The following is a 19,321-nucleotide window of genomic DNA, read 5'->3' as shown; positions in this document are numbered from 1 at the left end:
TTGGAACTGTGACGTAGCCAACCAGACCCGCCCCCTGCTCCGCCCTGCTCGGCCTCAGTCTCGCAGAGCCGTGAAACGACCTTGGTGGTAGACCAGCGGCCGGCCGCCCCCGGACGGGTCCCCCGACTCCACCTCGGCGATCACGATGCGGTGGTCGCCCGCGGGAATCCTGGCCACCACACGGCAGACCAGCCAGGCCACCACCCCGTCGAGCAGGGGTACGCCCTCCGGTCCCGCACGCCAGCCGGTGGACGGGCCGAACCGGTCGGCGCCGCTGCGCGCGAAGGTCGCGGCGAGTTCCCGCTGCTCCTCGCCGAGGAGGTGGACGCCTATGTGCCGGGCCTCCGCGACGACGGGCCAGCTGGAGGACGCCGTGCCCACCCCGAAGGAGATGAGCGGCGGTTCGGCGGCGACGGAGTTGAGCGACGTGGCGGTGAAGCCCACGGGCCCGTCACCGGCGGCCGTGATCACGGCCACACCGGCGGCGTGCTGCCGGAACACGGATCGCAGGAGCTCGGGTGCAGCCGTCCTGGGAGTGCGAAGACCGGGCGAGGCCGTCATGGAGAAGTCCTTCTGGGAGAGGGCGTACGGGGCCGTTGGGGGATCAGGCACCCGGACAGCGCGCACTCGCGTGGCGCACGAGGTCGACGTGCACCCGGCAGAAGAGAAGGAGTTCCGGCGGCATGTCGTCAGACTGACGATGCGGTGCGTACACAGTCAAGTGCGTCCCGTCATGTGGGAGATGCGTCACGGCCCGTCACATCGCCTGCCCCAGCGCGGCGACGACATCCGCGGTGCGCGGCTGACCGGTCGCCCGCCGGACCACGCGGCCGGCCGCGTCGAGCACCAGGACGGTGGGCGTCCTGGTGATGCCGAGGCTGCGGACCAGCTCCAGGCGGGCCTCGGCGTCGACCTCGACGTGGGCCACTCCCTCGACCATCCCGGCGACTTCGGCGAGTACGCGCCGGGTCGCACGGCAGGGCTGGCAGAACGCGCTCGAGAACTGCACGAGGGTGGCCCTGTCCCCGAGTTCAGCGCCCAGCCGGGCGGCGTCCAGTGTGCCGCCGGTCTTCCGCCCGTCCATTCCGGCTCCCTTCCCAGAGCTCCGCGCAAAGGGTCAGCACCCGGCGTGCGCATTACATTCCCGGAGGTTTCACGTGACGAGAATCTCTCACCAGGGAGCCTTTGGGGCTGGCCACGGCGTCGCACATGGGGCACCATCGCCACAATGCCGAAAACCTACGGCTGCGTAACTTCCGCGGGGAGAACCCTCCCCAGGCATTGACGAAGGGTCTTCATCCAGATGGCAGAGCTCGTCTATCGACCGGTCATCGGCGCCGCTCGCACCCTGTTCAAGGCGCTTGACCTGAAGATCGACACCCAGGGTTCGGAGCACATCCCGAAGACCGGTGGCGCGGTTCTGGTCAGTAACCACATCAGCTATCTGGACTTCATCTTCACCGGACTCGGCGCCCTGCCGCAGAAGCGGCTCGTCCGCTTCATGGCGAAGGAGTCGGTGTTCCGCCACAAGGTCTCCGGTCCCCTGATGCGCGGCATGAAGCACATCCCCGTGGACCGCGCGCAGGGCGAGGACGCCTACGCGCACGCGCTCGCGTCCCTGCGCTCTGGCGAGATCGTCGGCGTGTTCCCCGAGGCGACCATCTCGGAGTCGTTCACGCTCAAGAGCTTCAAGTCGGGCGCGGCGCGGCTGGCCCAGGAGGCCGGGGTGCCGCTGATCCCGATGGCGCTGTGGGGTACCCAGCGCATCTGGACCAAGGGGCGCCCGCGCAACTTCAAGCGCAACCACACCCCGATCACCATCCGCCTCGGCGAGGCCATGGAGGCGCCCGCCGACCAGTACGCGGGTGCGATCACCCGCCGGCTGCGCGAGCGCGTCCAGGAGCTCCTGGAAGCCGCGCAGCGGGCCTATCCCGTGCGCCCCAAGGACGCGGCCGACACCTGGTGGGTGCCGGCGCACCTCGGCGGTACGGCTCCGACCCCCGCCGAGGTGCGCGAGCGCGGCTGACGCCGGCCCGCGGCCGCCTGCCCCGGCGAAACGTCACACCACGGCACGTGCGTCGCTGAGGGGCGCCCCGGCGCTTCCCGCCCGCCCGTGGGCCGGGCATGACGGCGCGGCCGGACGGAAACCACTCCGTCCGGCCGCGCGTCCACTGCGGGGGCCTAGCGGGCCATCTCCTCCTTGAGGGCCTGCACGAAGGCGTCCACGTCCTCCTCGCGGGTGTCGAAGGCACACATCCAGCGGACGTCTCCCGCCTTCTCGTCCCAGAAGTAGAACCGGAAGCGCTTCTGCAGCCGCTCGCTCACCTCGTGCGGCAGCCGCGCGAAGACGGCGTTGGCCTGCACCGGATAGAGGATCTCCACCCCGTCGACCGTGCGGACCCCGTCGGCGAGCCGCTGGGCCATGTCGTTGGCGTGGCGGGCGTTGCGCAGCCACAGGTCCCCCGCCAGCAGCGCCTCGAGCTGGACCGAGACGAAGCGCATCTTGGAAGCCAGCTGCATCGACAGCTTGCGCAGATGCTTCATGGCACGCACGGAGTCCGGGTTGAGCACGACGACGGCCTCACCGAAGAGCGCGCCGTTCTTGGTGCCGCCGAAGGACAGCACGTCGACGCCGACCGCATTGGTGAAGGTGCGCATCGGCACGTCCAGCGACGCGGCGGCGTTCGCTATCCGGGCGCCGTCGAGATGCACCTTCATGCCGCGCTCGTGGGCGTGCTCGCAGACGGCCCGGATCTCGCCGGGCGTGTAGACGGTCCCGAGCTCGGTGTTCTGGGTGATCGACACGACCTGCGGCATCGCCCGGTGCTCGTCGTCCCAGCCGTAGGCCTCGCGGTCGATGAGCTCGGGGGTCAGCTTTCCGTCCGGGGTGGGCACGGTGAGCAGTTTGAGCCCGCCCATGCGCTCCGGCGCGCCGCCCTCGTCCACGTTGATGTGCGCGGATCCGGCGCAGATCACCGCGCCCCACCGGTCGGTCAGCGCCTGGAGCGCGGTGACGTTGGCCCCGGTGCCGTTGAACACCGGGAACGCCTCGGCAGTGGGGCCGAAGTGGCTGTGCATGACCCGCTGCAGGTGATCCGTGTAGTCGTCCTCCCCGTAGGCGACCTGGTGGCCGCCGTTGGCGAGAGCGAGGGCCGCGAGTATCTCGGGGTGCACACCGGCGTAGTTGTCACTGGCGAAACCGCGTACCTGCGGATCGTGATGACGTCGCGCGTCGGTCCTTACGGTTGCGGGGTCAGCCACAGACGCTTTCCGTTCAATTCTCCGGCGGGCTTGTCCCAGACGCCGGCGATGGCCTCGGCCAGCTCCTGGACGTCCGTGAAGCCCGCGAACTTCGCTTGGGGGCGCTCGGCGCGCATCGCGTCGTGCACCAGTGCCTTGACCACCAGGATCGCAGCGGCCGCCGTCGGGCCCTGGTCGCCCCCCGCCTTGCGGAAGGAGTCGGCGAGTGCGAGCGTCCATGCCTCCGCCGCCGCCTTGGACGCGGAGTAGGCCGCGTTGCCCGCGGTGGGACTGCTGGCACCCGCCGCGCTGATCAGCACGTAACGTCCCCGGTCGCTGCGTCCCAGCACGTCCTGGAAGGCCAGCGAGGTGGACTGGACGGTCCGGATCAGGAGCTTCTCCAGGAAGTCCCAGTCCGCCAGACTGGTCTCCGCGAAGCCCGCGCTGCCGCGCCAGCCCCCGACGAGGTGGACCAGGCCGTCGACACGGCCGAATTCCTTCTCCGTCTTGAAGGCCCAGTCGCGGGCGGCTTCCGGATCGAGCAGATCGACGGTGTCACCGGTGACCGTCGCGCCGCCGTGCGCGTACCGCGCGGCGTCGACCGCTTCGGCCAGCCGCTCGGGGTTCGCGTCGGACGCGACCACGGTCGCGCCCGCCTCGGCGAGCCTGAGCAGGGTCGCCCGCCCTGCCGGTCCCGCCGCTCCGGCCACCGCGACGACGGCCCCCTCGAGCGCACCGCTGTCGGCCCTGCCTGTTGCGTTCATCGCCACCGCCTCCTCAGACCGCGCCCTCACGCGGCTGCCCGCCCGGCATCCGCCGCAGTGATCCCCTTGGTGGAGGCGATCACATGCTTCAACTTCTTGGAGAGCGCCTCATAGAACATGCTCAGGGGAAACTCGTCCGGAAGCACGTCGTCGACGAGCTTACGGGGCGGTTGTGCGAGGTCCAAGGCCTCCGGGCCCTTGGCCCAGCGGGAGCCCGGGTGGGGAGAAAGATAGGTCGCGACCAGGTCGTACGCCGCGAACCAGTGCACCAGCTTCGGGCGGTCGATGCCTTCGCGGTAGAGCGTCTCGATCTCTCCGCAGAGCTGGTTGGTGACCTGCGGGGCGCGGGCCCAGTCGATCTTGAGCGTGTTGTCGGTCCAGCGGACCACGTCGTGCTTGTGGAGGTACGCGAAGAGGAGCTGGCCGCCGAGACCGTCGTAGTTGCGCACGCGCTCGCCGGTGACGGGGAAGCGGAACATCCGGTCGAAGAGGACGGCGAACTGCACGTCACGGCCCTGGCCGAAGCCGTCGGACTCCAGCTTCACAGCCTCCCTGAAGGCGGTGAGGTCGCAGCGCAGCTCCTCCAGCCCGTACATCCAGAACGGCTGCCGCTGCTTGATCATGAAGGGGTCGAAGGGCAGGTCACCGTGGCTGTGGGTGCGGTCGTGGACCATGTCCCAGAGCACGAACGCCTGCTCGCAGCGCTTCTGGTCGCCGAGCATGTCCTTGATGTCGTCGGGCAGTTCGAGGCCGAGCAGGTCGACCGAGGCCTCGGTGACCCGGCGGAAGCGGGCGGCCTCGCGGTCGCAGAAGATGCCGCCCCAGCTGAAGCGCTCCGGCGCCTCGCGCACGGCGATGGTCTCGGGGAACAGCACGGCGGAGTTGGTGTCGTATCCCGCGGTGAAGTCCTCGAAGGTGATGCCGCAGAACAGAGGGTTGTCATAACGCGTGGCCTCGAGGTCGGCCAGCCACTCCGGCCAGACCATCCGCAGCACGACGGCTTCGAGATTGCGGTCGGGGTTGCCGTTCTGCGTGTACATCGCGAACACGACCAGGTGCTGAAGGCCGTCGGCGCGGTTCTTCGCGGGCTGGAAGGCCAGCAGGGAGTCGAGGAAGTCCGGGACACCGAAGCCGTCCGCGACCCAGCGTCGCAGGTCCGCGACGAGCGCGCGGTGGTAGGCGGCGTCGTGCGGGAGCAGCGGCGAGAGCTCCTCGACGGCGGTGGTCACCCGCTCGACGACGGAGGCGGCGGCCTCGGCGGAGGGGGCGTTCTCGGCGTCAAGGTCTATGGAGCCGTCCTTGGACTGCCAGGGGCGGAGCTCCTCCACGGCACTCTTGAGCGCGGGCCAGGCCGGGTGCTCCACGACCCGCTGGGCGGCAGCCGTCGCACCGGCGGTGGCGGTCTGCTCAAGAATTTCCGTCATGACACTTCCTTCACGGGAGAACCTCGCGTCAAGTAACCGTATCCATGTGCGGTTCCTTCGGACAAGTGGAGAGCAGAAAATTATCCTGCCATCCCCCATGCTCACCGCGATTTTTCCTGCCACACATCCGCAGGACAACTTCTTCCTCACGACTGGCCGGGCAGTCGAGGCCCGGCGCGCACGAACTGGTTCTCTGGGGGGCAGGAGTCGCACACAGGGCAAGGACGACGGACGGAAGCGGGAGTGTCTTGACTTTTCTCACCATCGGTCATCGCGGAGTCATGGGTGTCGAACCGGAGAACACGCTGCGCTCGTTCACGCACGCGGAGCGGGCCGGCATGGACGCCGTCGAACTGGATCTCCATCTGAGCAAGGACGGCGCACTCGCCGTGATGCACGACGCGTCCGTGGACCGGACCACGGACGGACAGGGGCTGATCGCCGAGAAGACGCTCGGGGAGCTCCGCGAGCTCGACGCCGGGCAGGGCGAGCGGGTGCCCGTGTTCGAGGAGGTCCTCGACGCGGTCCGGTCGCCGCTCCAGGCGGAGATCAAGGACGTGGCGGCGGCTCGGGCGCTGGCGGACGTGATGCTGCGACGCGACCTGGCCGGCCGCGTGGAGGTGTCCTCGTTCCACGACGAGGCCGTCGCCGAGATCGCGCAGCTGGTTCCGGGGGTCAGGACCGTCCTCATCGCCAGCCGCTGGCAGGGCGACGTGGTGGACCGCGCGAAGGCGGTCGGCGCCGCCACGCTGGCTCTCAACATCCGCCGCCTCACCCTGGAGGTGGTCGAGCAGGCGCACGCGGAAGGCCTGAAGGTGATCGGCTGGGTCGTGAACACCCAGGACCACCTGCGGCTGGTGCGCGCGCTGGGCCTGGACGGCGCGACGACCGACTACCCGGAGATCCGGCGCGCGGGCCGCTTCACCGCGTGAGACCCCCCGGGGTCCGGCGCGCGGGCCGCCGTCAGAGGCGCTTCACCAGCAGTTCGAACGCGAGGTCGTCACGCTGCGGGACCCCGAAGCGCTCGTCGCCGTACGGGAAGGGTGTCAGCTCTCCCGTACGGCGGTAGCCCCGGCGCTCGTACCAGGCGATCAGCTCCTCGCGGACCGAGATCACCGTCATGTGCATCTCGTCCACCCCCCAGTCGGAGCGGGCCGTGCGCTCCGCCTCGGCGATGATCACCTTGCCGAGTCCCGCGCCCTGCAGCCCGGGCCTGACGGCGAACATGCCGAAGTAGGCGGCTCGGCCGCGGTGTTCGAGCTGGCAGCAGGCGACGGTCTCGCCCTCCTGCTCGGCGATCAGGACCCGCCCCGAGGGATCGACGATGATCCCGCGCACCCCGTCGGCATCGGTGCGCCTGCCCTTGAGTATGTCCGCCTCCGTGGTCCATCCCGCCCGGCTCGCGTCCCCCCGGTAGGCGGACTCGACGAGTCGCACGAGGGCCGGGACATCGTCCTCGGTCGCGTCGCGGAAGGTCAGTTCTGCCCGTGCCGTGGCGGGTGCGATGTCCATGGGGCTCTTCTCCGGTGAGGCGCTGCCGACTGTGCCTTCCCGAGACTAACCCGCCCCCCGACCGCCCCCCGCAGGCCCGGGCGCGCTCCCCCAGTACTCCAATGCGCCCCGGTAGGAGCGGTCCGGACGGGGCATCGATGGGACGACACCGGCGTCGTCCGGCGTAGGGGGAGGTGTGCTGTGCACGGTCCGGCACTGTCCGGCTGGCTGCTCATGGTGCTGTGCGGGCTCACGGGGACCTACTGCCTGCTGCGTACCCGGGACGGCACGGAGCGGGAGCGCGGCATGGCGCGCGCCGAGGCGCTGATGGGTTTCGGCATGGCGGCGATGGCCGTGCCCGCGGCCCTGCTCACCCTCCCGAACTGGATGTGGGCCGTGTACGCCGTGACGTTCGGCGCGTCGGCCCTGCGCGCCCTCGCGTACGCCCGGGCCGGAGGGCATCACTTGCACCATCTGGTGGGGTCGCTGGCCATGGTCTACATGTCGGTCGCGATGATTCCGGCGTCGGGGCTCACGGCCGACGGTCACTCGGGGCACGGTGCCGGTGCCGCGGGAGGCGTTCCCGTACTGACGGGAGTGCTGCTCGTCTACTACGCGGCCTACGTCCTGCGCTCGGCGGGACGGCTCATTCCGGCCTCCCCGCCCGTGGCCGTGGCGGACGGCGGGACGGTGGGCGTCGGCTGGGGTGCGCGGCCGGAACTGGCACTCGCCTGCCGGCTGACCATGGCGATGGCCATGTTCGCCATGCTTCTCACACTGTGAGACAGCGGCCGTCCCACACCGTGGCGTACGTCACTTGACGCGCACGGCCGTACCCCGGGATACGGCGGCGCTCATAGGGTGACGCCCATGTTGGTCTCCCTGGCCCTGCTGCTGCTCGGTGTCCTGGCCGCCGTCGCGGCCCCGGGCCTGATGGCGAAGGCCCGGTGGCCGGACCGTGAACCCGTCGTCGCCCTGTGGGTCTGGCAGTGCGTCGTGGCGGGCGTCCTGCTGTCGTTCGCCCTCTCCATGACCTTCAGCGCGGCAGCCGCCTGGCAGGCGGTCCGGGGCCACGTCTTCGCACCCGCCCCGCACGGCGTGGTCGAGGCGTACGCCCTCGGCGCGTACGGGCCGTGGTCGGCGGTCATCGCGGTGCTGCTGGCCCTCGGCGGCCTGTGGAGCGGCGCGATGCTCGTGCGGGAGATCCACCGGGCCGGCCGCCGGCGGCGGCAGCGGCGTTCCGAACTGCTGGCGCGCTCCCCGCTGATGCCGGGCGAGGAGCCCGGCGGCGGACGCATCGTGGTCCTGGAGGGGGAACGCCCGGACGCCTGGTGGCTGCCCGGTTCGGCTCCTCAACTGGTGGTCACCACGGCGGCACTCGACCGACTGAAAGGCCGTCAGCTGGACGCCCTGCTGGCTCACGAGCAGGGACACGCCCGGGCCCGGCACGACTGGCTGCTGCACTGCTCGGGCGCCCTGGCGAACGGATTTCCGCAGATCCCCGTCTTCGCGGCGTTCCGGGACGAGATGCACCGGCTCGTCGAGCTGGCCGCGGACGACGTGGCGTCACGACGCTTCGGACGGCTGACCATCGCGCTCGCCCTGGTCGAACTCAACGAGGGCCGTGGGGTGTTCGGACCGGGCCCGGGGTCCGGCACCCATGTGCCGCTCCGGGTCGACCGCTTGCTCGCGCCGACGCAACGGCTGTCCGCGGGACGCCGGCTGCGGCTGACGGCGGCGGCCGCACTGGTGCCGGTCGTGCCGCTGCTGGTGGCCTTCGTGCCGGGACTCAGCGCACTGGGATAGCCGGACGCTCCCCCCGTCCGCGAGGATCGTCCCCATGCATTCCCCCTCACGCGACACGCATTCCGGCCGCCCTCTCCTCCTCGTCGCGGGCCTCGCCTGCGCCGTCCTCTCCGCCGTCCTGCTGTCGCTGGTCGCGGTGCGCTGGCCGCCGCTGATCTCCGCGGACGGCTCGGTGGCGGAGGCGTTGCACCGCAGCGCGGTGGGAGAACCGGTTCTGGTCCACGTCAACCGCGTGCTGACGGACTGGGTGTGGGACCCCTGGACGATGCGGGCGCTGACGGCCGTGGCCGTGGTCGTCCTGTGGTGGCGTGGAGCGCGGTTGCTCGCGGTGTGGGTGGCCGTGACGAGCGTCGTCACGACACTCGTGCAGCAGGGGCTCAAGGCCCTCGTGGGGCGGGAACGCCCCCGGTGGCCCGATCCGGTGGACTCGGCGAACTACGCGGCCTTCCCCTCGGGGCACGTGATGACCGCGGCGGTGACGTGCGGGCTCCTCCTGTGGCTGCTCCGCCTCCACGGCGCGCAGGCCCCGCTGTGGTGGGGCTCACTCGCCCTCGCCGTGGTGTCGGTGGCCGGCGTGGCGCTGACGCGCCTCTACCTGGGTGTGCACTGGCCGAGCGACGTGCTGGGCGGAGCGCTCCTGGGCGGGGCCGTGTGCGCGCTCTCCGTCGCCGCGTACACGCGCCGCACCGGCGGGGCGCCGTCGACGCGCAGCCGCCCTTGTAGGCAGGTCACGGGGCGGCGATGATCGGGCCATGCAGATCAAAGGCGCACTCTTCGACTTCTCCGGAACCCTCTTCAGGATCGAGCCCGTCATCTCGTGGCTGCGCGCGGCCATGGACCGCACGGGCACGGTCCTGGACGAGGCCGATGTCGAGAGGTACGCACAGCGCCTGACGGCCGCCGGGGCACTGCCCGGAGGCCCGCCCCCCGAGCGGATCCCGTCCGAACTGGCCTCCGCCTATGCCGTTCGCGACAGCAGCGCGCGGCTCCACAGGGAGGCGTACACGGGCCTGGCCCGGCAGGCCGGCCTGCCGGATCCCCGCCTCTGTGACGCGCTGTACGAACGCCACATGGATCCCGCGGCCTGGCAGCCGTATCCCGACGCGGAGGCGGTACTGCGCGGACTGCGCGACGACGGGGTCGCGGTCGGTGTCGTGAGCAACATCGGCTGGGACCTTCGCCCCGTCTTCCGGGCGCACGGCCTGGACGGCCTGGTCGACGCCTACGTGCTGTCCTACGAACACGGCGTCCAGAAGCCCGATCCCGGGCTGTTCCGCACGGCGTGCGCGCTGCTGGGCCGGGATCCGGCGGACGTGGTCATGGTCGGTGACGACCGCCACGCGGACGGAGGAGCGGCGGCCATCGGCTGCGAGGTGCGCTTCGTCGACCACCTCCCCGTGGCGGAGCGGCCCGACGGCCTCCGGGCACTCGGCCTGGCGGACCTCACGGACGAGGGCCGCGTCACCCGCGGTTCGTGAAGGATTCCGGGAGGAGGTGTGAGGGATATCCCTGTCCGCGAGGGGGGTCCGCGGCTCTGACGGGGCCTAACCTGGTGGGCATGTCCCCGTATCCGAACACGTCCGCCCGCGTGCGCCCCGCCTCTGTGGTCAACGAAGCGATCCGTGACCTGTGGCAGCGCTCGGGGGGACTGCTGTCTCCGGACGACGAGACCGAGTACCAGCGCCTTCTCGTGGAGTGGGCCGCCGCCGCGGGTACGAGCGTGCGGCCGGCGGCCTGACGTCCCGGCGGGCCGGTCCCGCCCGCGGCTGATTCCGGCGATCCCCCGCATCGCCGGAATCAGGGGTACAGCATGGCCCCGCGCGGTCCACCGGTCAATGAGACGGACGCGCCCCGCCGGACGGGGACCGTCCGGCGGGGCACTCGTTCTCACCTGCGGTGGAGCGGTCGGTCAGTGGCGGAAGTACTCCGGCTGCGTCTGCACGTTGAGCTCGGGCAGGCGCACACGCTTGGCCGGGTCCGTCCGCCGGTCGTCGAGCTTCAGGACGTCGAAGCCCTTGGCGATGTCGTTGGAGTAGATGTAGCCGTTGTAGTAGTACGCGGACCAGGGGCCCGCGGTGGTGACGGCGTCCGTGGAGACGGGGCCGCGCTCGAAGTACGCGATCTCCTTGGGCTTCGAGGAGTCGGTGAAGTCCCACACGGAGACCCCGCCCTGGTACCAGGCCTGGACCATCAGGTCACGGCCCTTGACGGGGATGAGCGAGCCGTTGTGGGCGACGCAGACCTCCGTGTCGGCCTGGGGGCGGTCGATCTTGAAGTAGCTGCGGAAGACCAGCTTGCGCTTGTCGCCCTTGCCGGTGATGTCGTAGATCCCGTCCGCACCCCGGTTGGGGCCGATCTCGTCGTTGCAGGTGGCGGCGCCGCCCCCGCCGAGCTCGTCCGTGAACACGACCTTGTCGGCGTCCTGGTTGAAGCTGGCGGAGTGCCAGAACGCGAAGTTCACGTTGTCCTGGACCCGGTCGATGATCTTCGGGTTCTCCGGGTCCTTGATGGAGAACAGCAGGCCGTCACCCATGCAGGCGCCCGCGGCGAGGTCCTTGGACGGCAGGACGGTGATGTCGTGGCAGCCGGTGGTCTTGGACACGCCCGGGTTGTCGGGCGCGCCCGGGTTCCCGCCGTCCGGGAAGAGGACGGGGAAGGAGACGATGCGGGCGCTCTCGGGAGCCTTGCGCGGCACCTTGATGACGGAGATACCGTCGTGCGGCGGCTGGCAGTCCGGGAACGTCGCGTTCGGCGAGTAGGAGGAGACGTAGACGTAGACGTCCTTGCGCTCCGGAATGATCGTGTGGGTGTGCGAACCGCACGCCGTCTCGACCGCGGCGACGTACTTCGGGTTGCGCTTGTCGCTGATGTCGAAGACCTTCATGCCCTCCCAGGACGACTTCTCCGTGGCGGGCTGTGTGGTGCTGGCACACGAGTTGTCGCTGCGCGAGGAGTCGGTGGACAGGAACAGCAGGTTGCCCGAGACCGAGATGTCGTTCTGCGAGCCGGGGCAGAGGACCTGTGCGACGGTCCTCGGCTTCTTCGGGTTGCTGATGTCGAAGATGCGGAAGCCGTCGTAGTTCCCGGCGTAGGCGTACTTGCCCTGGAACGCCAGGTCGGTGTTGAGCCCCTGGAGCGCGTCCTTGGGGATGTTGGTGAGGTGCTCGATGTTGTCGCTGTGGACTATCTCGTCCACGCCGGGTATCTCACCGCTCTTGATGGCGGCCCTGGCTTCGGCCTGCTCACTCGCGGAGACGCCGCCGCGGGTGGTGGCGGCGTCGCCCGGGTCCGGCGTGGCCGCGGCGGGCCCGGCTGTCAGCAGAGTGGCGAAGAGCCCGGCCGCGGCTGCCGCCACACCCAGACGTCTGCGCCGCACGCTTGTGGTGTGCAACGAGGTCACTGCGTCCTCCCTTGTATCCGTTCGTCGAGGAACGGTTCATGGACCCCGGCAGTATCGTCCCTCCCATGTACACACCAACAGATGGCAACACAGATGTAATGAAAGTTTTTGATCATCACCCGGTGGAAGGTGTTAGGACGGTCTGCAACACACTCAAGTGCCCATGGAGGTCACCGTGCTGATACGCCGTCGGACGTCACGCCTGCGCACCGTCGTCCTGGTGGCCGCCCTCTCGGCCGCCCTGTTCGCGAGCGGCTGTGACGAGGACGGCGGTGACGGCGCGACGAAGTCCGCCGCGGACAGGGGCCCTTCGGTCATCGCACCCGGAAAGCCGGGTGAGCCCGCGCGGACGCTGTCGCCCGGCGAGGCGGTCGCGGCCGCCGGGGACGACACCCCCAACTCCGCCGACATCCGGTACGCCCGGATGATGATCGAGCATCACCGCCAGGCACTGGTCCTCACCGCCCTCGTCCCGGACCGGGCCCGGTCGGCTTCGGTCGAGCGGCTCGCGCAGCGCATCTCCGCCGCCCAGAAGCCGGAGATCGCCGCCATGGAGGGGTGGCTGAAGAACAACGGCGTGGAGGGCCGCGAGGAGACCCACGAGCATGCCTCGATGCCGGGGATGGCGACCGAGGCGCAGATCGCAGAGCTGCGTGCGGCGCGGGGGAAGGCATTCGACGCGCTCTTCCTGAAGCTGATGATCACTCACCATCAGGGTGCGGTCACGATGGCCACGGAGGCCCTCGCGGACGGCAACAACGTGCTGGTCGAGGAGATGGCCAACGATGTCGTGGCGCAGCAGACCGTCGAGGTGGAGCGCATGCGGGCGCTCATGACCTGAGCCGTGCGGGGACCCCGGGCCGGCCGCTCAGCTCTCGCCGTGGCGCTCCGCCTGGAGGGCGGCCGCACCGAGGACGCTGTCCAGCAGTCCGGGGAACAGCGCGTCCAGGTCCTCCGCCCGTACACAGTTCAGCTTCGCCGTGCCGCGGTAGAACTGGCTGATGACGCCGCTCTCGCGGAGCACCCTGAAGTGGTGCGTCGAGGTGGACTTGGACACCGGGAGGTCGAAGCGTGAGCAGGCCAGTTCGTCGGCCGCCCCCGCAAGCTGGCGCACGATCCTGAGCCTGACCGGGTCGGAGAGCGCGTGGAGCACTCCCTCGACACGGATCTCCTCGCGCGAGGGGTGGACGAGCACGCGGGCGGCGTTCGGCGTCACGACGGCTCCACTTCGTACGGGGACTCCATTGTACGAGAGTCATCGAATTTCATTCCGGCACCGCTGCCACCACGAGGCGGGCCCGCGGGCTTCCGTCCTGCCTCCGGCCGAGGCTCTCCAGCGGCAGGAGCCGGGTACCGAAGCCCGCGCGGCCGAGATCGGCCAGGACCCCGGTCAGCGGGAACGTGCGGTAGTACATGATGAATCGCGGGCGCAGGAGGGCGTTGCGCACCCTCATGGCGGCATCGAAACCGAGCAGCGACCAGTAGGCCCGGGAGCCGACCGGGGGCGGCGCGCCCACCGGGAAGACGAACAGTCCGCCCGGCCTCAGGGACGCGCGCACCTGGGCGAACAGCCCGGGGCGCTCCGACGGCAGGAAGTGCCCGAACGCCCCGAGACTCAGAGCCAGGTCGAAGACCGGCCGGAACGGCAGGGCCCGGGCGTCCGCCCGCACCCAGCCCGCGTCCGGGCGGTCGCCGTCGGCCGGGTGCGAGCGCCCGGCCACGGCGAGCATGCCCGCGCTGAAGTCGACGCCGGTGACGCGCTCCGTGCACAGACCGCGCAGCACTCCCACCCCGGCACCGGTGCCGCAGCAGACGTCGAGGCCGCTGCCGAAGGGCCCGAGGGGCCGCACCGCGTCGGTGACGGCGTCGAGGACCCGGTCCGGGGTGCGGTACGGCGTCAGGTCGAACTTCGGGGCGAGCAGGTCGTATCCGCGCATCGTCGAGGAGAGCGCCTGTACGGCCAGTTCGCGAAGCGTGGGGCCCTGCGGAGTGGACATCGCGGTCAGCGTACCGACAGGAGTGGCGTCACACCGCTCGGCCGTACTGATTCGGCGTCCGGACCTCGCCGCCGAGCTCCCTCGACGCCCTGCGGGCGAAGTAGGGGTCGCGCAGCAGTGCACGGCCGAGCAGGACCGCGTCCGCACCTCCGTCGGTGATGATCTTCTCGGCCTGGACCGCGTCGGTGATCAGTCCGACGGCCGCGACCGGGAGGCCGGTCTCGGTGCGTACGCGTTCGGCGAACGGCACCTGGTAGCCGGGCTCCACGGGGATCCGCGTGTTCGGCGCCAGTCCGCCGGTCGAGACGTCCAGGAGGTCGACTCCGTGCGCGAGCAGCAGACGGGCCAGGCGGACCGTCTCGTCGGCGGTCCAGCCCTCGCGTGCGTCGTCCGCGTTCTCGGTCAGCCAGTCGGTCGCGGAGACGCGGAAGAACACCGGGAGTTCCTCCGGCCACACCGCGCGCACCGCGTCGACGACCTCCAGGGCGAGACGCGTGCGGTTCTCGAAGGAGCCGCCGTAGGAGTCGGTGCGGTGGTTGCTGTGCGGGGACAGGAACTGGCCGATGAGGTAGCCGTGCGCACCGTGGACCTCGGCGACCTGGAAGCCCGCGGCGAGCGCGCGGCGGGCGGCCGCCGCGAAGTCGTCGACGATCTTCTTGATGTCGTCGACGGTCAGCTCGGCGGGTGCGGGGTCACTCTCGTCGTACCCGAGGGGACTCGGGGCGACCGTCTGCCAGCCTCCGGGCTCGCCGGCCCCGAGGGGAGTACCGCCGCGCCAGGGCAGATCCGTCGAGGCCTTCCGCCCGGCGTGCGCGAGCTGGATGCCGGGGACCGTTCCCTGGCTCCGGAGGAAGTCGGTGACGCGCCGGAACGCCTCCACCTGCCGGTCGTTCCAGATGCCGAGGTCCGAGGGGCTGATCCGCCCCTCGGGGCTGATGGCGGTGGCCTCCGTCAGGACGAGTCCCGTGCCGCCCACCGCGCGCGCCGCGTAGTGGGCGAAGTGCCAGTCGTTGACCGTGCCCGCGTCGGGCCCGGAGGCCTCCGCGCTGTACTGGCACATCGGAGCCATCCAGACACGGTTGGGGACGGTCAGCGACCTCAGGGTGTAGGGCTCGAAGAGTGCACTCACGGGGGGCTCCGATTCATCGGGACGCGACGGGGGGCGGCCGGCCGGGACGCACCCGGTCACCACTTCGTACGAGAATCACCGTACTACGAGAATTACCGTACTACGACGAGCGTCGAATTATGAAGTCGCGCGACGGCCGCCCCGTCAGCTCCCCGGGCGCAGCCGGCGCCTCAGCCCGATGTCGGTCTCGGCCGAGTAGACCTGGCTCCAGCTGCGTCCGGCTCCCGATGTCCACGTCACCAGGACGTTCGCCCCGTCCGGCCTGACCGACTCGACCGTCATGCTCCGGTTCCCGTCGCGCACGTCGCCGCGCAGCAGTTCACCGGCCTTGACCGTGACGGGCTCCGACCCGGCGTTCTCCGCCTCGGCCGCCGCGGCGACGAGCGCCGAGGCCAGCTCCCTGGCCGCAGCGGGGGAACAGGTCCAGGAGGCGCGAAGCGCGGGTCCCTCGACCCGGATGCCGACCCGCGCGGGTCCGTCCTCCGGGCCGGGCCCGATGCCGAGCACCGCCTCTCGGCCCTCGGTGTCCTGGACCTCGACGCTCATCCGTGTCTCCTCCTCGTCCCGCTCCGGCCGGCGGAACTCGGACCACCGGCCCTCATGGAGTACCACGACGGGGCCGGCCGGGCGGAATCCGAGGGCCCGGGACCCGGGCCGCCCGAAAGTTTCGACGGAGCCCCGCACCCCCTCGGAGCGGGTGCGGGGCTCCGCTCCTCACTCCCGGGCGAGCGGCGGTTCGAGCGACGTGGCGCACACCATGCGCCGCCGGTGATCGACGGTGCGCTCGGGTCCGGTGAGACGCAGCCGCACGGTGTGCTTGACGTCCGCCGGGTCGCTGGACGTGGCGAAGCGGAGTTCGAGGTCACCCGGCTCCACGATCCGGCGCCCCGCGGTCCCGGTGAAGGAGACCAGGTCCGCGTGGAAGCGGAACCCGACCCTGCGCGACTCCCCCGCGGCGAGCGGCACCCGGGCGTAGGCGATCAGCCGGGCCTCGGGGCGCGTGGTCTGGGCGACCGGGTCGTGGGCGTAGAGCTGGACGATCTCGGCCCCGTCGCGGTCGCCGGTGTTGCGGACCGTGATCGCGAGGTCCGTCTCTCCGTCGGTGGGGAGCTCGGCCGGCACATCCGGGCCGGGCTCCCAGTCGAACGAGGTGTAGGACAGCCCGTGCCCGAACGGGTAGAGCGGGCTCGGGTCGAGGTTGCTCACCCCGTTGGCACGGCCCAGCGGGGGCTGGAGATACGTCCACGGCTGTCCCCCGGGACCTTCGGGGACCCCCAGCGGCAGACGTCCGGAGGGATTCACCCGTCCCGAGAGCACACCGGCGAGCGCCGGACCGCCCTCCTCGCCGGGGAAGAACGCCTGCACACAGCCCGCCGTCCTGCCGGCCCACCGGCCGAGCGCGTACGTACGTCCCGTCAGCAGGACCAGGACGACCGGGGTGCCGGTGGCCAGGAGTGCGTCCAGGAGTTCGCCCTGCCGCCCCGGCAGGGCGAGGTCCGCCGCGTCACAGCCCTCTCCGGACGTGCCCCGCCCGAACAGCCCGGCCCGGTCCCCGAGTACGGCGACGCAGACATCGGCCCCGGCGGCCAGCGCGGCTGCGGCCGCGATGCCGGAGGTGTCCGTACCGTCCACCTCACAGCCCTGGGCGTGGTCGACGCCGGCGCCCGGGAACTCCTCGCGCAGGGACTCCAGCAGCGTCGGAACCTCGATGCCCATGGGAGAGCCGGGGTGCTGGACCCCGACGTGGCTGGGGAACGAGTAGCAACCGAGCATGGCCAGGGGGTCGTCGGCGCGCGGTCCGACGACCGCGATCCGGCCGGTGCCGCTCAGCGGCAGCACGCCCTCGGGGTTGGCCAGCAGCACGCAGGAACGCTCCGCGAGCAGCCGGGCCAGGGCCCTGTTCCGTGGCGGGTCCAGGTCCACCGTGCCGCGTGCGCGGCCCGGCTCCACACCGTCGAGCGCCGCGGGCAGGGCCGACTGCCCCGGGTCGAGCAGTCCGAGCGCGCACTTCTGCAGGAGGACGCGGTGCAGGGCGCGGTCCAGGAGCTCCTCCGCGATACGGCCGTCCCGCACGGCGGCGACCAGTTCGTCGCCGTAACTGCGCACGGTGGGCAGTTCGACGTCGACTCCCGCGGTCAGGGCGAGGCGGGCGGCGTCCCCACGGTCCCCCGCCACCTTGTGCAGGGTCTCCAGGAAACCGATGCCGAAGTAGTCGGCGACGACCGTGCCGGTGAATCCCCAGGTGTCCCGGAGGAGTCCGGTGAGCAGGGAGGGGTCGGCGGCGGCGGGGACGCCGTCGATCTCCGCGTAGGAGTGCATCACGGAGCGCGCCCCGCCCTCCCCGACCGCCATCTCGAACGGCGGAAGGATCACGTCCGCCATCTCCCGGGCGCCGGCCCTGACGGGGGACAGATTGCGTGCCCCCGCCGACGCGGAGTACCCCGCGAAGTGCTTGAGGGTCGCGACGATCCCGGCGGACTCCAGACCGCGGACGTAGGCCGTGCCGATGGTCGCGACCAGGTAGGGGTCCTCACCGACGGTCTCCTCGACGCGGCCCCAGCGCAGGTCCCGCACCACGTCCAGGACCGGCGCCAGTCCCTGGTGGACGCCGACCGACCGCATGTCCTCGCCGATCCGCCGGGCCATCTCGGTGACGAGCCCGGGATCCCAGGCCGCACCCCAGGCGAGCGGGACCGGATAGGCGGTAGCGCCCCAGGCGGTGAAGCCGGCCAGGCACTCCTCGTGGGCGAGTGCCGGGATACCGAATCTGCCGGCCGCGACGATCCTGGCCTGGGCGGTGGCCAGCGCGACGGCTCCGACGCCCGGGTCCACCGGAGCGGTGCCGAACGGCCGGGTGAGCTGGCCCAGTCCGCGGGTGGTGAGGTCCTCGAAGTCGACGGGGTCGACCATGTCGTTCTGGTGCGGCGCGACTCCGTCGCCCTCGGCGTCGGCACCCACCCAGATTCCGTACAGCTGGGCGGCCTTCTCCTCCAGCGTCATCCGGGACGCCAGATCGGCCACCCTCTCCTCGGGGCTGAGCGCGGGATCGCGCCACGGGCCGTCCGCGGCCGGGGGCGGGTCGGCCGGACGGGCCTGCGGTGCGGGGTGGATTGCCATGGCGGCAGGGGTTCCTCTCATGAGTGCGGTGGTCCGGGGCGGCGTGGGGGCTCTACTTGCCGCCCACCCCCATCAGTCCGTCGATGAGCGCCCGCCGGGCCACGAGGTACACGGCGAAGATGGGGACGACGGAGAGGACGATCGCTGCCAGGACCGCGGGGATGTTCACTCCGAACTGGGTCATGAAGTTGAACAGCCCGAGCGTCAGGACGCGGTTCTCCTCCGACTGGGTCAGGATCAGCGGGAAGAGGAAGCCGTTCCACGCCTGCAGGGCGGAGAAGATCGCCACCGTGCTGATCCCTGCCCTGGACAGCGGGACCGCGAGCTGCCAGAGCATCCGGACGGGTGACGCGCCGTCGAGGGCCATCGCCTCGTACATCTCCTCGGATACGTCGCGCATGGTGCCGCTGAGGACCAGGACCGCGACCGGCATCGCGAAGGCGGCGGTGGGCAGGATGATCGCCCAGAGGGTGTCGTACAGGCCCAGCCTGCCGATCATCAGGTACAGCGGCACGATCACCGCCTGGGCCGGGATGGCGACACCCAGCAGGAACATCCGGAAGGCGAGCGAGGAGAGGCGGCTGCGGGTGCGCACCGCCACGTAGGCCACCGGGACGGAGAGGACCAGGACGATCGCGACCGTGGCGAAGGCGACGATCGCGGTGTTGCCGAGCAGTGCGGCGAAGCCGCTGTCCAGCACGGTTTCGTAGTTCTCGAACGTCGGGTCGGCGGGGACGGCCAGCGGGTCCCCGTTCAGCGCCTGGTCCTGGCGCATCAGCGACGCGGAGACCAGCGTGTACAGCGGCACCAGGACGACGACGAGCCAGATCAGCGAGCCGAGGCCGGCCACCGGGTTGCCGAGGCGCCTCCGGCGCCGGACCGTGCGCGCACCGCTGGGAGCGGCGGGCACCGGCCGGTGCCGGGGTGGTGCGGTACGGGTGTCGGTCGACATG

General features: G+C 71.2%; 21 protein-coding genes. 8 read left to right on the top strand and 13 right to left on the bottom strand.

The annotated features are described in order from the left end of the window. Positions 1 to 54: 54 nt before the first annotated feature. Both ACFYY2_RS29125 and ACFYY2_RS29120 read right to left on the bottom strand, forming a co-directional pair. Positions 55 to 561 carry a flavin reductase family protein gene (locus ACFYY2_RS29125; protein ID WP_388748647.1) on the bottom strand — a complete coding sequence of 169 codons (507 nt, stop codon included), beginning with the start codon at positions 559 to 561 and terminating at the stop codon, positions 55 to 57. Positions 562 to 757: 196 nt separating this feature from the next. After that, positions 758 to 1,084 (bottom strand): TlpA family protein disulfide reductase, encoded by a 327-nt coding sequence (locus tag ACFYY2_RS29120; protein WP_388748447.1) that lies wholly within the window; start codon positions 1,082 to 1,084, stop codon positions 758 to 760. A 219-nt stretch (positions 1,085 to 1,303) separates the two neighbouring features. On the opposite strand from ACFYY2_RS29120, the gene ACFYY2_RS29115 reads away from it, so the two are divergent. Beyond that, positions 1,304 to 2,026 (top strand): lysophospholipid acyltransferase family protein, encoded by a 723-nt coding sequence (locus tag ACFYY2_RS29115; RefSeq protein WP_388748445.1) that lies wholly within the window; start codon positions 1,304 to 1,306, stop codon positions 2,024 to 2,026. Between the two features lie 155 nt (positions 2,027 to 2,181). Here ACFYY2_RS29115 and ACFYY2_RS29110 read toward each other — a convergent pair whose 3' ends face one another. The 3 genes from ACFYY2_RS29110 to ACFYY2_RS29100 are packed head-to-tail and all read right to left on the bottom strand — an operon-like array spanning position 2,182 to position 5,428. Further along, the gene (locus ACFYY2_RS29110) at positions 2,182 to 3,261 is read right to left on the bottom strand and encodes a threonine aldolase family protein (RefSeq protein WP_388748443.1); all 1,080 of its coding nucleotides are present in this window, start codon (positions 3,259 to 3,261) and stop codon (positions 2,182 to 2,184) included. Further along, positions 3,240 to 4,004: an SDR family NAD(P)-dependent oxidoreductase gene (locus ACFYY2_RS29105; protein WP_388748441.1), complete on the bottom strand. Its 765-nt coding sequence runs from the start codon at positions 4,002 to 4,004 to the stop codon at positions 3,240 to 3,242. The genes ACFYY2_RS29110 and ACFYY2_RS29105 overlap by 22 nt, the downstream gene beginning before the upstream one ends. Before the next feature lie 26 nt (positions 4,005 to 4,030). Further along, on the bottom strand, positions 4,031 to 5,428 hold the full coding sequence (locus tag ACFYY2_RS29100) for a DUF6421 family protein (RefSeq protein ID WP_388748438.1): 1,398 nt from the start codon (positions 5,426 to 5,428) through the stop codon (positions 4,031 to 4,033). Between the two features lie 248 nt (positions 5,429 to 5,676). On the opposite strand from ACFYY2_RS29100, the gene ACFYY2_RS29095 reads away from it, so the two are divergent. Next, positions 5,677 to 6,360: a glycerophosphodiester phosphodiesterase gene (locus ACFYY2_RS29095; RefSeq protein ID WP_388748436.1), complete on the top strand. Its 684-nt coding sequence runs from the start codon at positions 5,677 to 5,679 to the stop codon at positions 6,358 to 6,360. A gap of 31 nt (positions 6,361 to 6,391) precedes the next feature. Here the strand turns inward: ACFYY2_RS29095 and ACFYY2_RS29090 are convergent, their stop codons facing one another. Continuing rightward, positions 6,392 to 6,940, bottom strand: a complete 549-nt coding sequence (locus ACFYY2_RS29090) for a GNAT family N-acetyltransferase (RefSeq protein WP_388748434.1) — start codon at positions 6,938 to 6,940, stop codon at positions 6,392 to 6,394. Positions 6,941 to 7,120: 180 nt separating this feature from the next. Here ACFYY2_RS29090 and ACFYY2_RS29085 point away from each other — a divergent pair, with 180 nt between their 5' ends. From ACFYY2_RS29085 to ACFYY2_RS29065, 5 genes are all read left to right on the top strand, one after another. Beyond that, positions 7,121 to 7,702, top strand: coding sequence for a DUF5134 domain-containing protein (locus ACFYY2_RS29085; protein ID WP_388748432.1), 582 nt, complete (start codon positions 7,121 to 7,123; stop codon positions 7,700 to 7,702). Between the two features lie 87 nt (positions 7,703 to 7,789). Further along, positions 7,790 to 8,725, top strand: a complete 936-nt coding sequence (locus ACFYY2_RS29080) for a M56 family metallopeptidase (protein WP_388748430.1) — start codon at positions 7,790 to 7,792, stop codon at positions 8,723 to 8,725. Between the two features lie 34 nt (positions 8,726 to 8,759). Then, the gene (locus tag ACFYY2_RS29075) at positions 8,760 to 9,470 is read left to right on the top strand and encodes a phosphatase PAP2 family protein (RefSeq protein WP_388748428.1); all 711 of its coding nucleotides are present in this window, start codon (positions 8,760 to 8,762) and stop codon (positions 9,468 to 9,470) included. A gap of 7 nt (positions 9,471 to 9,477) precedes the next feature. Further along, the gene (locus ACFYY2_RS29070) at positions 9,478 to 10,203 is read left to right on the top strand and encodes an HAD family hydrolase (RefSeq protein WP_388748426.1); all 726 of its coding nucleotides are present in this window, start codon (positions 9,478 to 9,480) and stop codon (positions 10,201 to 10,203) included. Between the two features lie 80 nt (positions 10,204 to 10,283). Then, a complete protein-coding gene (locus ACFYY2_RS29065) occupies positions 10,284 to 10,463 on the top strand; it encodes a hypothetical protein (protein WP_327121200.1) in 180 nt (59 codons plus the stop codon). A 171-nt stretch (positions 10,464 to 10,634) separates the two neighbouring features. On the opposite strand, the gene ACFYY2_RS29060 is transcribed toward ACFYY2_RS29065, so the two are convergent. After that, the gene (locus ACFYY2_RS29060) at positions 10,635 to 12,125 is read right to left on the bottom strand and encodes an LVIVD repeat-containing protein (RefSeq protein ID WP_388748423.1); all 1,491 of its coding nucleotides are present in this window, start codon (positions 12,123 to 12,125) and stop codon (positions 10,635 to 10,637) included. 163 nt (positions 12,126 to 12,288) lie between these two features. Here ACFYY2_RS29060 and ACFYY2_RS29055 point away from each other — a divergent pair, with 163 nt between their 5' ends. Beyond that, positions 12,289 to 12,966 (top strand): DUF305 domain-containing protein, encoded by a 678-nt coding sequence (locus ACFYY2_RS29055; RefSeq protein WP_388748421.1) that lies wholly within the window; start codon positions 12,289 to 12,291, stop codon positions 12,964 to 12,966. Positions 12,967 to 12,993: 27 nt separating this feature from the next. Here the strand turns inward: ACFYY2_RS29055 and ACFYY2_RS29050 are convergent, their stop codons facing one another. The 6 genes from ACFYY2_RS29050 to ACFYY2_RS29025 form a co-directional block, all read right to left on the bottom strand. Further along, positions 12,994 to 13,341 (bottom strand): ArsR/SmtB family transcription factor, encoded by a 348-nt coding sequence (locus tag ACFYY2_RS29050; protein ID WP_388748419.1) that lies wholly within the window; start codon positions 13,339 to 13,341, stop codon positions 12,994 to 12,996. Between the two features lie 49 nt (positions 13,342 to 13,390). Next, complete coding sequence (locus ACFYY2_RS29045; protein WP_388748416.1) at positions 13,391 to 14,122, bottom strand: class I SAM-dependent methyltransferase; 732 nt, start codon at positions 14,120 to 14,122, stop codon at positions 13,391 to 13,393. Between the two features lie 28 nt (positions 14,123 to 14,150). Further along, on the bottom strand, positions 14,151 to 15,251 hold the full coding sequence (locus ACFYY2_RS29040) for an NADH:flavin oxidoreductase/NADH oxidase (protein WP_388748414.1): 1,101 nt from the start codon (positions 15,249 to 15,251) through the stop codon (positions 14,151 to 14,153). Positions 15,252 to 15,395: 144 nt separating this feature from the next. Further along, the gene (locus ACFYY2_RS29035) at positions 15,396 to 15,797 is read right to left on the bottom strand and encodes a hypothetical protein (protein ID WP_388748412.1); all 402 of its coding nucleotides are present in this window, start codon (positions 15,795 to 15,797) and stop codon (positions 15,396 to 15,398) included. A gap of 168 nt (positions 15,798 to 15,965) precedes the next feature. Further along, positions 15,966 to 18,368: a glycoside hydrolase family 3 N-terminal domain-containing protein gene (locus tag ACFYY2_RS29030; protein WP_388748410.1), complete on the bottom strand. Its 2,403-nt coding sequence runs from the start codon at positions 18,366 to 18,368 to the stop codon at positions 15,966 to 15,968. 52 nt (positions 18,369 to 18,420) lie between these two features. Next, entirely contained in the window at positions 18,421 to 19,320 is a 900-nt protein-coding gene (locus ACFYY2_RS29025; protein WP_388748408.1) for a carbohydrate ABC transporter permease, read from the bottom strand. Position 19,321 lies beyond the last annotated feature (1 nt).

Origin of the sequence: Streptomyces sp. NPDC001822, assembly GCF_042892135.1 — a bacterium.
Lineage (GTDB): Bacteria > Actinomycetota > Actinomycetes > Streptomycetales > Streptomycetaceae > Streptomyces.
Note: the sequence above shows the minus strand (reverse complement) of the source record. Positions and strands in the feature narration are given on the sequence as shown.